Annotated in this window: 15 protein-coding genes; 10 read left to right on the top strand and 5 right to left on the bottom strand. The window is 60.8% G+C overall.

All coding sequences use genetic code 11. The annotated features are described in order from the left end of the window. The first annotated feature begins 28 nt into the window (after positions 1-28). The 10 genes from BN9444_RS12605 to BN9444_RS12565 all read left to right on the top strand — a co-directional run bounded on the left by BN9444_RS12605 (position 29) and on the right by BN9444_RS12565 (position 8,525). Positions 29-997: a hypothetical protein gene (locus BN9444_RS12605; RefSeq protein ID WP_068802062.1), complete on the top strand. Its 969-nt coding sequence runs from the start codon at positions 29-31 to the stop codon at positions 995-997. Between the two features lie 3 nt (positions 998-1,000). Next, complete coding sequence (locus BN9444_RS12600; protein WP_068802061.1) at positions 1,001-3,214, top strand: hypothetical protein; 2,214 nt, start codon at positions 1,001-1,003, stop codon at positions 3,212-3,214. Between the two features lie 18 nt (positions 3,215-3,232). Continuing rightward, positions 3,233-3,592, top strand: a complete 360-nt coding sequence (locus BN9444_RS12595) for a hypothetical protein (protein WP_068802060.1) — start codon at positions 3,233-3,235, stop codon at positions 3,590-3,592. Between the two features lie 21 nt (positions 3,593-3,613). Continuing rightward, entirely contained in the window at positions 3,614-4,225 is a 612-nt protein-coding gene (locus BN9444_RS12590) for a hypothetical protein (protein WP_068802059.1), read from the top strand. Next, the gene (locus tag BN9444_RS14575) at positions 4,218-4,373 is read left to right on the top strand and encodes a hypothetical protein (RefSeq protein ID WP_154666919.1); all 156 of its coding nucleotides are present in this window, start codon (positions 4,218-4,220) and stop codon (positions 4,371-4,373) included. The genes BN9444_RS12590 and BN9444_RS14575 overlap by 8 nt, the downstream gene beginning before the upstream one ends. A 230-nt stretch (positions 4,374-4,603) precedes the next feature. Beyond that, entirely contained in the window at positions 4,604-5,926 is a 1,323-nt protein-coding gene (locus tag BN9444_RS12585; protein ID WP_066509688.1) for an ISL3 family transposase, read from the top strand. A 42-nt stretch (positions 5,927-5,968) separates the two neighbouring features. Then, entirely contained in the window at positions 5,969-7,363 is a 1,395-nt protein-coding gene (locus tag BN9444_RS12580) for a GH25 family lysozyme (protein ID WP_068802058.1), read from the top strand. Continuing rightward, the gene (locus BN9444_RS12575) at positions 7,363-7,746 is read left to right on the top strand and encodes a hypothetical protein (RefSeq protein ID WP_068802057.1); all 384 of its coding nucleotides are present in this window, start codon (positions 7,363-7,365) and stop codon (positions 7,744-7,746) included. Before BN9444_RS12580 ends, BN9444_RS12575 begins: the two co-directional genes overlap by 1 nt. Next, entirely contained in the window at positions 7,743-8,174 is a 432-nt protein-coding gene (locus BN9444_RS12570) for a hypothetical protein (RefSeq protein WP_141681556.1), read from the top strand. The genes BN9444_RS12575 and BN9444_RS12570 overlap by 4 nt, the downstream gene beginning before the upstream one ends. Then, positions 8,175-8,525, top strand: a complete 351-nt coding sequence (locus BN9444_RS12565) for a hypothetical protein (RefSeq protein WP_068802055.1) — start codon at positions 8,175-8,177, stop codon at positions 8,523-8,525. Positions 8,526-8,578: 53 nt separating this feature from the next. On the opposite strand, the gene BN9444_RS15610 is transcribed toward BN9444_RS12565, so the two are convergent. The 5 genes from BN9444_RS15610 to BN9444_RS12540 form a co-directional block, all read right to left on the bottom strand. Next, positions 8,579-9,232: a MucR family transcriptional regulator gene (locus tag BN9444_RS15610; protein ID WP_068802054.1), complete on the bottom strand. Its 654-nt coding sequence runs from the start codon at positions 9,230-9,232 to the stop codon at positions 8,579-8,581. Further along, the gene (locus BN9444_RS14570) at positions 9,229-9,897 is read right to left on the bottom strand and encodes a hypothetical protein (protein WP_068802053.1); all 669 of its coding nucleotides are present in this window, start codon (positions 9,895-9,897) and stop codon (positions 9,229-9,231) included. The genes BN9444_RS15610 and BN9444_RS14570 overlap by 4 nt, the downstream gene beginning before the upstream one ends. Positions 9,898-9,924: 27 nt before the next feature. Then, positions 9,925-10,266: a hypothetical protein gene (locus BN9444_RS12550; RefSeq protein WP_068802052.1), complete on the bottom strand. Its 342-nt coding sequence runs from the start codon at positions 10,264-10,266 to the stop codon at positions 9,925-9,927. 94 nt (positions 10,267-10,360) lie between these two features. Next, positions 10,361-10,837 carry a hypothetical protein gene (locus tag BN9444_RS12545; protein ID WP_068802051.1) on the bottom strand — a complete coding sequence of 159 codons (477 nt, stop codon included), beginning with the start codon at positions 10,835-10,837 and terminating at the stop codon, positions 10,361-10,363. A 382-nt stretch (positions 10,838-11,219) separates the two neighbouring features. After that, positions 11,220-11,879, bottom strand: coding sequence for an alkaline phosphatase family protein (locus BN9444_RS12540; protein ID WP_068802050.1), 660 nt, complete (start codon positions 11,877-11,879; stop codon positions 11,220-11,222). Positions 11,880-12,062 lie beyond the last annotated feature (183 nt).

Here is a 12,062-nt window from a genome sequence, read left to right as displayed (position 1 = left end):
TATGAAAATTTAATGGAGGGGCTAGCGGATGACTGATTGGGCATCGTGGAAAAAGACCGTCGACTACGTGGTAGCCACCCAGGGGCGCTGGTACGGAATCGGAAACGGTGACGGAGTACCAATATTCACCCTTCCAGCCCCGCTGTCCTCGGACACCCCGGAGCAGTGGATGGAATCCCCCGACCTAGAAATCTCATTCCCAGCACTCACCCCCGAAGGCCAACCGAACCGCCTGGCGGAAACCTTCATCCTTGACGCCCTCGATAAGTTCGACCCGTCCGGGCAGCTGCCGGTAGCGCCGGGAGAGTACATGCTCCTCGTCGCATTCCCCGGTAAGGACGGTCAGGTGGAGCGCCGCGGTGGGGCTATCACGCATGCGGATGCGGATGACCCTGAAAACGATGGGCTACCCAACATCATCACGCTGCATGCACTTAATGCGATGGATGTGTGGAATACGATTCCTGCGGTGTCGTGGCCTGCCGCGTGGTGGGCAGCCACACCGTACGAGAAGACCACGGATGAATCGAAGATTCCGTACGACAGGCCGCACCATATGGCCCGCGTGGAGCTCGCCACCCGCACCACATTCACCTGGAAGCACGGCCAGGCTGGTTTCGTGATTCGGCGCCTAGCGCAAGAGTCTTTGGATGCGGCGATGATGACACAGTCCGACCCCGACGGGACACGCTGGGTCGATGACCCCTACCACGTAGTTGAGGTCCCCGAGAAGGACACGACGCCGGAGATTTCACTGGAAGCCCGTGATGGGTTCTTGTGGGAGACGGTGCTCGCGCAGGCGAAGAACGCCGGCGTGATTTTGGGTGCTTATATCTGGTGGCCGGGGGATAGGCCGGTGCGGTGCTGGTCTCAAGCTAGGTCGACGATGAAACCCGCCGAGGTAGATATCAGCCCATCGAAGGGCGAATCTCACCGCACAGTCGGGGAGCGGGAGTTCCCGCACGCCATGATTGTGCTCACCGTAAAGGAGGTGTAGCTAGTGACTACCCCGTATTTCGTGGCTGATGCGGCGAATGTGACGGTGTTGCGCTCCGTGGCTTCTACTGCTTTCGGTAAGTATGAGCTGCAGGTGCCGGAGGGCATCGACCTGGAGGACATTCATAGCTTCGCGGCGCCGGGTAATGAGCTCGGCTACGTAGCCGGACTGACAGGGGAACGAGTAGGTGGCATGATGCGCCGCTTCGTCCGCGCCGACGTGTCAGTCACCGCGGCTAATGAGTCGGACCCAAGTTGGGTGCCAGATTCTAACGTGGACCAGGTGCTGCGTGAGGCTGAACAGCGGGTCAGCGGCGACTTTTTCCTCGAGTCTGACATCACGCTGGCGGGCCTCGGACCGTGGGTACCGTTTGTGGACTTCCAGGTGGGGGACACGGCCAATGTTGATATTTGGGGGCGGGTTGTTCAGCTGCCGGTGACTCGTATCGAGCCGGTGGTGTCGGACCATTCCGTGGTGGACTTTCGGGTCCATGTGGGTGGCCAGCTGGTGTCTGATGAGGATGCGCGGCTGGCCGAGAATGAGACTATTCGTCGTGCTTTGGTGGAGGACCGCCGTGATTTGGCTGGGCTTAAGTCCCAGGTTTCGAAAGCGGTGGAGTCGGCGGAGTCTGCAAAAAGCACTGCCGACTCCGCTCTGGAAGCCGCCGGTGACACCCGCGCATACGTGGATGACCAGCTCGCGGATGTGCGTAGTTCTATCGCGGATTCGGGTGTCTATCTCGAGAACGTCAAGGCTTATGTTGCTGAGGGTAGGCAGCATGCGGAGTCTGCGGCGGCTATGGCGCAGCAAGCAGGCGAGATGGCTACGCAGGCTGAGCAGATTTACGCGAATATGGATCCGCTTCGTGATGATGTGGAAAGTATTCATGCTGAGGTGTCGCGCTTGGGGTTGTTGGCGGCTGGTCATGCGAAGCAGGCGGCTGAGGAAGCGGCTTTGGGTAAGCAGTATGTTGAAACGGCTAAGGCTTATGCGGCTAAGGCTTTGGAGCAGGCGCAGGCTGGTGAGCAGCATGTGGCGGATGCTGGTGTGCAGGCCACGGCGGCGCAGGAGTATGCGTCTCGGGCGCAGCAGATTGTGGGTGACGCGCAGGCTGTGTTGGATGGTACGAATGCGGACGCGCAGGCCGCTAAGAAAGCGCTGGAAGATGCAGGCAAGCTGCTTAATGATGTGGATGGTAAGGGCACTTCTTTGCCACAAGCGTTGACGCAGATTGTGTCTATGCACCAAGAAGTGTTGGAGACGCATACCGACATTCTGGACGCTCACCGTGACGTGCTGGAGAAGCACGGGCAGGCGATTCGGTGGGCTGCTATGGCTGCGTCTCAGGCATCGACGGCGGCTCAGTCTGCGTCTCAGGCGGCGCAGGACGCTTTGCGTGCATCATCGGAAGCGGCTAAAGCGGCGGATGATGCGGCGACGGCTGCGGGGCATGCTAATCGTGCTGCGGAGGAGAATGCGGCGGCGATTGTCACTCTAGGCCAGGCGGACGAAAAGCTAAAAGAAGCAGACCGGAAGCTACAGGCACAGATTGATGAGACGCGTAAAGCGGGTGAGCTGCTTGCGCAGGCAGTGAAGATCCTCGCGGCGGGTGTCGCAGCTAACTCCGCTGCGTCTCAGTCTGCGCTTTTGGCGGCGGATGAGAACCGGAAAGCCAACGCCGCGACGAACCTGGCCGTGGAGACGTTGACTGAGGTGCAGAAAGAAACATCACGTCAAGCAACCACGGCAGAGAAAGTGGCGCAGGACGCTAAAGCCGCAAGCGACGCGGCCACCAAGGCGGTCAATGCTCAACAGGCGACGGTCAACGACACGAACGACATGGCGCGGTTGACGCATTTCCGGCGCACCCGAGTTTTCATCTATGAGCGTAAAACTGATTCCGATTCTGTGACTGGAGTCAAGATCCTGTGGGATGACCGGACGACGGCCCTTACTTTTGACGCGGACTCGTCAGGCATGGTGATCCATGTGGACGGCTCATGGGAGGGATATTTAAAGACCACGATAATGTCAGCCGATTCGAAACTCGGAATCACCGTTGAGGACGTTCTCGGCTGGTCTGCGAAAGATATTCGGCTGAATGAAAACTATCAGAATTCATGGGCTGAGCGGTACGTGTTCGAGATTTTTCCTTTGTGGCCGGATAAAGCGACGAAAAATCGTTTCTACCAGCGCGGGCTGGCTGGGCTGAAGTAGAAGGAGAAAAGAGGAAGAATGACTACACCTATTGAAAACCTGGACCTTAAGAGCATTATGCCTCGCGGCTACACGCTCGTCCGCACCGCAGACTGGGTGCTCACAGACCCTGCGGTCGGCACAAACATTCCGATCGGCGTCGCCGGACCGGTCGATATTTACGTGACGTGGGAGGGAGAGACGGAAATGGTTCTCGTCCTCGTCACCTCGGACGGCTCGCGGCGCACGCTCGCCACTGGCAAAAAGATCATCCGGTACACGCTGGGTGCCAGGGACGGCGACATGCTCACCATCACGGGCGCTTCCACTTTTCCCGCGTCTGACTCGAAGCTACGCGGCACACTCAAGATACTGCCCACAGCCATGCTCAAGCTGTAAATACTCATGAGAAAGGAAATCATGTTCGATTACGACGAATGGATCGCACAAATCGTGCAGGTGCCCGAGGACAGGCTACGCCTACTCGGCCTTGAGGGCGCACGCGAACGCACCCGGCGTGAAGCCGAGGACGCGAGCCGCCAGCAGCGTGCCGAAGACGCGCAAGCCCTGTGGGAAGAACACCCCGAGCTTAAACCGGCGGTGGAGGAAACCCCGGCTGAGCCTATCGCCCCAACTGTGGATGAAGCAGCAAAACAAGCAGGCATCGAGCCGTTTAAGCAGCCCACGGGGGTGCATAATTCATACCCCAAGGGCGCAAAATTCGTATTCGATGGGCGTATTTGGGAAGCCCAAATTGACGGGTATAACTGGGAACCCACCGTGCCCGGCATTGACTCCCGTTATGTTCTCGATGTCACCGACCGCTACGTGGCACAGGCAGACGTGCCGGAGGAAACCCCCACCGTGGACACCCCTAAGCTGTTCGTGCAACCGACGGGCGCGCATGATGCTTATGCCAAGGGTGCCCGGGTGTCCTTTGAGGGCAAGGTGTACGAATCACTGCTCGACGCCAATGCTTATAGCCCGTCCGCATACCCCGCAGGCTGGAAGCAGGTGAAAGCCAATGGATAGCATTCAGCAAGCCGTGCAGACTGCCGAGCAGGCTCTCGCGGATACCCGCACCGCATACGACCAAGCTAAAGACGCGCTAGCCGCCGCGCAGAACGCCGTCAAGCAGGCAGAAGCTGCTATAGCTGCTGCCCGCCGGGCGGCGGTGTAGATGACCGCGCTGCTCAAGGAGTAGCCATCGGGGAGGTGGCCGCATGACCACCCCGCACCCACCAAAAACCAAGCCCCTGACCGCGCATGCGGCAGGGGTTTACTGGCTCTTCCGGTTTTAGAGTGCATTGATTAGTTCGCCGGGGGTTCGGGCGTGGCACAAGATATTGGGGTCCTTGGCTTTGTAGGAATAAGGGTGTCTAATCCATCCGTACAAACCAAGGACCTACTGTGCAGCCTAACGGAAATGTCATCGTCGATACCATCTGCCGCACCGCAGAACTAGGAGTTACTATCACCGGGGCCGCAGAACACGGCGATGTCACCGTCATCGAAGCCGAGCCCGTCGAGCCCATCAATGAATGCCCCACGTGCGGTCAGCCTGGAGTATTCCGCGACCACGTCATCCGCAGCCTGGTCGATCTGCCCATCGTCGGCCACCCAACACGCCTTCATGTGCGCCTTCCACGCTACCGGTGCACCAACAAGCGCTGCTTGCAGAAGATCTTCCGCGCGGGCCTTACCTGCGCGCCCGACAATTCAAAGACCACGGACAGGGTGACCCGCTGGATACTGCAACGACTCTGCCTAGATCGGATGAGCGTTGCCGCTGCAGCCAAGTCATTAGGCCTGGGGTGGGATACCACCAACGCCTTGGCCTTAGCCGCTGTCCAGGACTTGATCTACAACGACGAGCACTACCTCGACGGGGTCAAGGTCATCGGTGTTGATGAGCATCGCTGGTCGCACAACCGACGCACATGGCGCGACGGATACGTCACCGTCATCGTTGATATGACCGACCACCACGACAAGGATGGAAACGTCATCCGCCCCGCTCGGCTTCTTGACGTTGTCCCAGGCAGAAGCGCTGACGCGTTACGAACATGGCTGAATAATCACAGCGAGCAGTTCCGCGATCAGGTCAAGATCATCAGCATGGACGGCTTCCAAGGCTATGCCACCGCCGCTGGCGAAGTCATTCCCAACGCCACCCAAGTCATGGACCCGTTCCACGTTGTACGCCTGGCCGGTGACAAGCTCACCAAGTGCCGCGCCAGGCTCCAGTTAGAAACAACAGGCCGACGTGGCCGCAGCAAAGACCCGCTCTACCGCAACCGGAAAACTCTGTTGACCACCGAGGGCTTGCTCACCGACAAGCAGCGCGGGAGGCTTGAGGAACTGTTTGACTTCGACGACGACTACGCGCCGCTACAAGAGACCTGGACCTACTACCAACAAGTCATAAGCTGCTACAACAATCCCAACAAGCAAGCAGCCAAGAAAGCCATGAGCACGCTCATTGACACGCTTGTTGACATCAAAGACGCCGGGATCGCTGAGATCGCGCAGCTAGGCAGGACCATGAACAAACGCCGCAAGGACATCCTCGCCTACTTCGACCACGGAGTATCCAACGGACCTGTCGAAGCGATTAACGGTCGGTTGGAATTCCTACGCGGCATCGCCCTGGGATTCCGCAACCTCGACCACTACATATTGCGGTGCCTGATTCACGCCGCCAACATCCGACACAAAATCAATGCACTCTAAAACCGGAAGAGCCGGTTTACTCATGCCCAAAGGAGGGCACGCATGACAACTATGCCAGTCCCCAAGGGGTTCGTGGTCACGTCCGGCTTTGGCCCACGTTGGGGCAGGACCCACTGGGGCACCGACTTCGGCCTAGCTGGCGGCTCCGGCGGCCAGCCCATCTACGCCGTCCGTGACGGTCTTATCACCCGCGCCGGTTCCGCGTCTGGTTTCGGGCAGTGGATCACACTCGACGTGGACGCGCAGCACGGTGGTGGACTCTACGTCTACGGCCACATCATCCCGGAGGTCACCGTGGGTCAGCGCGTCATCGAGGGCCAGCGCATCGGCCACATCAACCCCGACAGCTCCACCAATGGTGGTGTGGCCCCGCACCTGCATTTCGAGCACCACCGCTATGTGTGGTCGCAGCCTGGCCCTGACCGACTCGACCCCATGCAGAATGTCCTCGCCGGGGCGAAGTGGGTAGGCGACAGCACAAAGGAGGAACCTATGACCACCATCTTCGGAGTTGACGTGTCCGAGCACCAGGACGGCATGTCGCTCGCGGCGGCTAAGGCTCAGGGCATGGATTTCGCCATCCTCCGTCTGTGCGATGGCACGTACCGTGACCGCACGTTCCGCTCACACCTTGCCGACGCGGAAAGTGCGGGCCTGCTCGTGAGCACCTACTGGTATCTCCGTGCCCCGTCCGAGGGCAGCACCATCGCCCAGCAGGTGGATGTCATCGACCAGCAGATGGGTGGGCGTCGCGACCTCGGCGTGTGGATCGACGTGGAGTCTGTATCGGGCAGCCGCAAGCTACTCACCGGCGCGGATGTGTGGGCCGCGAAGCGTGAGCTAGAGAAGCGCGGCTACCACGTCCCCGGTATCTACTCCGGCGCGTGGTACTGGGAGCAAATGCCAGGCGGCGAGCCGTCCATGGATGGTCTCGGCTACCTCTGGGTGTCCTCCTATGGGCGGAATCGCACTGGCGTGCCCCGCGACCTCTACCAAGGCGACGGCGGCGACGGGCACGCAGGCTGGTCCTATCCGCTCGGAAACCGCAAACCCGACCTGCTCCAATACGGCTCCAACGCCCACGTAGCAGGCCGCATCGTAGACATCAACGCATTTCGCGGAACCCGCGAACAAATCGCCGCAATCTTCAACGGCGACACCCAACCTCAGGAGGAACTCACCGTGTCCGAAGCAGACCGCATCATCAAGCACATCACCGACTACATCTCAGGCTTCGTCGGCCCCATCGGCTCCGACACCAAAGACGTACGCCAACAGCTCACAGGCGGACGTGACGCGGGCGACTACCGCGGATGGCCCCAACTCGGCAAGGACTCGCAGGGACGCAACCTCACCGTCGTGGACGCCATCGCAGCTCTCCGAGTGGAGCTCGCCGAGTTCCGCGCCGAATTCGACAAGCACGTGGAGGAAAACTAATGCGCAATCTCACCCAACCTTGGTTCATCCGCAAAATCTGCTACCTGCTGGCGTCTATCGGCCTGGCAGTCCTCGCCGCCCTCGGACTCGTCGACGAGCAGACGGGGGAGCAGGTGGCTATCGCTATCGGTACTGCGGCGGGCGCGGTGGCCCCGCTTATCGCCGCGCTTTTCACGGGCCAGCACTCGGATGAGAAAGTCACCACCGATGATGTGGAGAAAGCCGCGACGGTAGGCCGCGCTAACGGCATCCTCGCCGCCCTCGGCGTAGACCAGGCCACCGCCGACGCCCTCATCTCTGTAGGCAAGCACGCAGCAAAGGACACCACGACCACCGCCGCCCCAACCTTGCCGGTCTACACCGGCCCCACAAGCGCAGCATGATTGGAATCGACCCATGCACGAAGGCCCGGTGGAAACGCCGCCTGCTGTCGGACGAGATGGGCCTGTTCATCCTCGGCGTCCTGGGCCTGGCGCGCGGAATCTCCTACTTCCCGCCGATGGTCGACCCAGGCCGTTCGCCCGCGCACCTGCTCGAGCATTTCTTCCCGCCGCCTGTGTGGGGGACTTTGTGGATGCTTGCCGGTATTGGCTGTTTCGTTGCTATGGCGTGGCGGCGTACGCAGCCGCTCGCGGTCGGCGTGATGGTCGGCATGCACTTCCTCTGGGCCGTCAGCTTCATCTTCGGTGGTGGCCGCGGCTGGGTGACTGCGATTGCCTATCTGGCGGTGTTTGGCCTGGCGTTCTGGGCGTTCGCACGCGGCCGCCGTGAGCCGGAGCTCGTGCCCACATTCCCGCCGAAGGAGGTCTAGATGCTGACAACCATTCTTAGCGGCGGGGTGGTTGCCCTGCTCACAGGCCTGTTCGGCTGGCTCGCCGCGAAAGCCACAGGCAGCTCGCAAGTCGACGCGAAGAAGGTCGAAACGGTTGGCCCACAGTGGCAGGCATTCTCGCAGCTCATCATGGATCGAATGGATGCGCAGCAGGCGGAAATCGACGGCCTTAAGAAGGAGATGAACGCGCTGCGTGAGAAGTTCGACTCGCTCGCGCAAAAGTACTGGCGCGCCGTCCAGGCACTCCGCCGGGTTTTCACCACCCACCCGCACACGGTGGAGACCGCAGCCCTCCCCAAGGACGTCCACGAGGACGTATTCGGCGAATAGCCCAAATGACCCCGCACTTTCCGATTGGAGAGTGCGGGGTCTTTTTCTGCGTTTTACTCTATAGGTGTGCGCCCGAGCTCTTCGCACAAGTTGAGATAGGCCCGGAATTTCTCAATCCGCACTCTCACCGCTACATGAGATACGCCCGCGCTACGCCCAATTGCCGATAGTGATTCTCCTGCGTCTCGACGCTCCATCCATACCCTCGCGCCTGGCTTCGCGGCCCGCTCATACCGATTGATGTGGGAGCACCGGTCACTACACGTAGCGCGCCCGCGCACCCCGGTAAGCAGCTCGCCGCAGACTACGCAGCGCCGTGTGACAGGCTTTCTCACACCTTTGATATTTGCTCGCGCCGTCGCGGCTTTCCGCTCAGCAACCACGCCACGGGAGGTGAAAGACTCTTCTGTACGGGCATGCGACGCAGCTGCGGGATTACGCTTTTCCACCATCCGCTCCCACTCCGGCGTGCCCACCTGGCTTAGAGCGTGGAGTGATTGGGCGCGTCGCGTCTCAGGGGCTACTAGGCCCATGCCGCGAGGCAAGCCGTGCGCCTGCTTGTACTCTGCTGCGATCATGTCGTGGGCTTTAATCAGGTGTGTGCCAAGCGCCCGGTACAGCTTCCCGCACTCATGGCAGACGATGCGCTCATCATCACCATCGAGGTAGCCGTACCGGCCATACCCGTCCCTATCGCCGGGTTTCATGCGCGAATGATCTTGTCTACCGCTTGGCGAGAAATTCCGGCAGCGGTGGCCACGTCCTGGATGCGTGCCCCGGCGTGTACTGCGGCGCGGATAGCGGCGTCACGCTCAGCGCGGGCGGCGCGGAGCCTATCCTCCTGCGATTCCATTTCACGCGTGGCATCGGAAATCAGGTCTAGCTCGTGGAGCCCAAGGTCTCCGGTGCGGCGTGCGGATTTCACCGCGCCGATAAGGAAGTCCGCGTCTACCTCTGCGATTTCATCCTCGTCAATGCTGCGGCTTTCCAGTTCCTCAATCTGAGTGATGTAGGTGCGGAGGGCATCTTCGGCGGCATCGGTGTTCATATCGAGCATGTAGTGCAGGGTCTCAGCGAGGCGGGTAATGTCGGTGCCTTTTTCCTCAGTGAGGGAGACGGCGGGGGTGTCCCAGATGTGCTTGGCGAGTCCTTTTAGGATTTCTGGGGTGAGTGGCCGGGGCTGCTCTGGGGTCTCGCCGTCATCAAGCTCGGATTCGTCGAGGGGGTAGACTGCGTGGAATTGGTCGGTGTAGTCGCCGTATTGGGGGTCGCGGCGGTTGCTCTCGTGATACTCGATGAGCTTGTAGCGGAGATCTTCTAGGGTGCCGCCGGTGATGGTGCGGTCTGCGTTGGGGGTGATGAGGGTGTACATGGGGTTCCTTTCAGATGGTGGTGGTGGTTAGGCGGCGAGCTGCTCGAAAGCGTCGAAGATCTCCTCCATAAAGGACTCCTCGATGGGCTCACGGGAGACGATGGCGGTGGGGATAATGAGACGAGCGCCCATGTGAGCGTCCTCGTCCTCATCCTCGGAGGTGGTGCCTTCGACCTCGAGAAGCTCCCAGGTTTCGTCCCACTGGATTCCGGTCTGGGCGATGTACTCAGCGAGGGCTTCGCGGTCGTCCATGACGCTGATGCCGTGCCGGGGGTCTGCGCCCTGGTCGTTCCAGGAGTAGGAGTACTGGTTTTCCGGGTTGAGGATGTTGGGTCGGTTCTGGGACTGGATGCGGTAGTAGGTGGTCATTTTCTTTTCCTCTCTCTTGCCTATACCCCTAGTATATGCAACCTCGGTTACTGCGTCAACCGGGGTTACAAATAATATTCTGGGGATGACATCTCTAGTAGTTGCCCTTGAGGGAGTCGATGTAAAGAGAAGCGGACTTGCGGTCCATCATCGCGACCTTCTCGCGGGTCGTGGGGCCGCTGTAAAAGCCGCCTTCCTCGTGCGCACCACGGTCGATAAGAGCCATGATGTATTCGACCTGGCGCGGGGTGGCAAGGTTGACGGCAGTGGGGGCGGTGGCAGTTTTGGTGGGAGCCTTGGCGGTGGCCGCCTTGGTGGCCTTACGGGCGGCGGCGCGCTCTGCGATGCGCTCTTCTTCAAGCTCGGCGCGGGTAATCGCTTCCTCAATCGTCTCGAAGCGCTTGGGGCAGTATTCCGGGGCGCTTTCGATGTGGCCGTTGACGATGTAGTAGCCCGGCTCACGCTGCCCCCGCATTCCATCATTGGCCTTGGAGGTTTCGGTGGTGTGGAAGATGGTGAAGTGGGGGGTTGCTTCCTGGACCTTGGTTGCTACGGCGATGAACTTGCGCATTTTCTTTTCCTTTTGCGGGCTTCCTTGCTTACATCTCTAGTATATGCAAGCGCGGTAGATAATGCAACCTGGGTTGCAAAGAATGTTTATGGCAAAGCGAAAGCCCTGCCACCTCGGGGGTGTGTGGCAGGGCCTCGCCCCGGAGCTGAGCTCAACGGGCACCCCTGATTCTAAAACGGGTTGGGAGAGGGCGCATGTCGGGCGGGGAAAATCCCGCAAGGATCCCGCACCTCACCCCGGAACCGCTGGAAAAGCCGGACTACCCGGACAAGGTGAACAGCCATGACCAGCAGAAACAACCAAGTCGCAGGTAACAAAACCACCCCGCCCTCATGTGGTGGATCATCCCCGAGGGCCCGGCCATCTAGGCACTGTCATCTCGCTACTGCAGCGGTCCGAACCCCATAAAGCCGCGCCAGGTGTCCCATTCGTCCTGGAGCGCCGCGCGCAGGCTTTCGGGGTGGGCCTCGCCGTCGATGAGAGAGGCGTCGATGGTGCGGATGCCGTTGTCAAAGAACAGGGCCGCGTGTCCCGCCGCGCCGTAGCGCAGGACGGGCACGAGGTTGAGCCCGTCGAAGGACAGGCGCGCGTTAGGGCGCACGTCGAGTCCGGCGATAGCCGCGAGCGTCGGCGCCAGATCAAGAGGCGAGACGAGCTCGGCGCAGTCGCCATCCTCGGCAACGCCAGGCCAGTGCAACGACATCGTCGTGTGGTCGCCTGTGAGCGTCACGGCTGCCAGCACGCACTGTGGGTTCGTGTCGAGCAGGTCTGTGAGAATCGCGGGGTCGGGTTCTTCCAACAAGAGGAATGTGGGCCCAGCGTGTTGCGCGGTGGGATCCTCGGTGACGGTCCAGCCAGCCTCGGCGAATACATCGGTGATTCGCTTCGTCGCTTCTCGCTGCGGATATTGCCCGGTCAGTGCGGCTCGGCGGTTAGCCGGATAGGCCGGGGCGGGGTTGTAGCAACGGCTAAAGGCTTGGCCGGGGGCATCGGTAAGCGGGGCAGCGAAGGTGGCGAGGGCAATAAGGCTAGGCGAGTGCATATTCCCATGGTGCCACTGGGTCGTGCTCCGTGCGGGCGGTGACCTCGACGCGGGAGTATTCGGTGCCTTCGAAATCGTCGAGGTGTTCCCCACGCGGCCGCGAGGTTTCCGGTCATGGTCATGATCCGGGAGCGCACCCAGATGTGGTCGGTGTTCGACCACAGTGATGGTTAGCTTGGCGGT

Origin of the sequence: Corynebacterium phoceense (genome assembly GCF_900092335.1) — a bacterium.
Classification (GTDB): domain Bacteria; phylum Actinomycetota; class Actinomycetes; order Mycobacteriales; family Mycobacteriaceae; genus Corynebacterium; species Corynebacterium phoceense.
Note: the sequence above shows the minus strand (reverse complement) of the source record. Positions and strands in the feature narration are given on the sequence as shown.

Excerpts from the sequence above, each read along its gene's own strand:
- BN9444_RS12575 (WP_068802057.1), top strand. The coding sequence starts at position 7,363 with ATGCGCAATCTCACCCAACCTTGGTTCATCCGCAAAATCTGCTACCTG.
- BN9444_RS15610 (WP_068802054.1), bottom strand. The coding sequence starts at position 9,232 with ATGAAACCCGGCGATAGGGACGGGTATGGCCGGTACGGCTACCTCGAT.
- BN9444_RS12595 (WP_068802060.1), top strand. The coding sequence starts at position 3,233 with ATGACTACACCTATTGAAAACCTGGACCTTAAGAGCATTATGCCTCGC.
- BN9444_RS12550 (WP_068802052.1), bottom strand. The coding sequence starts at position 10,266 with ATGACCACCTACTACCGCATCCAGTCCCAGAACCGACCCAACATCCTC.
- BN9444_RS12570 (WP_141681556.1), top strand. The coding sequence starts at position 7,743 with ATGATTGGAATCGACCCATGCACGAAGGCCCGGTGGAAACGCCGCCTG.
- BN9444_RS12590 (WP_068802059.1), top strand. The coding sequence starts at position 3,614 with ATGTTCGATTACGACGAATGGATCGCACAAATCGTGCAGGTGCCCGAG.
- BN9444_RS14570 (WP_068802053.1), bottom strand. The coding sequence starts at position 9,897 with ATGTACACCCTCATCACCCCCAACGCAGACCGCACCATCACCGGCGGC.
- BN9444_RS12545 (WP_068802051.1), bottom strand. The coding sequence starts at position 10,837 with ATGCGCAAGTTCATCGCCGTAGCAACCAAGGTCCAGGAAGCAACCCCC.
- BN9444_RS14575 (WP_154666919.1), top strand. The coding sequence starts at position 4,218 with ATGGATAGCATTCAGCAAGCCGTGCAGACTGCCGAGCAGGCTCTCGCG.
- BN9444_RS12565 (WP_068802055.1), top strand. The coding sequence starts at position 8,175 with ATGCTGACAACCATTCTTAGCGGCGGGGTGGTTGCCCTGCTCACAGGC.
- BN9444_RS12580 (WP_068802058.1), top strand. The coding sequence starts at position 5,969 with ATGACAACTATGCCAGTCCCCAAGGGGTTCGTGGTCACGTCCGGCTTT.
- BN9444_RS12605 (WP_068802062.1), top strand. The coding sequence starts at position 29 with ATGACTGATTGGGCATCGTGGAAAAAGACCGTCGACTACGTGGTAGCC.
- BN9444_RS12540 (WP_068802050.1), bottom strand. The coding sequence starts at position 11,879 with ATGCACTCGCCTAGCCTTATTGCCCTCGCCACCTTCGCTGCCCCGCTT.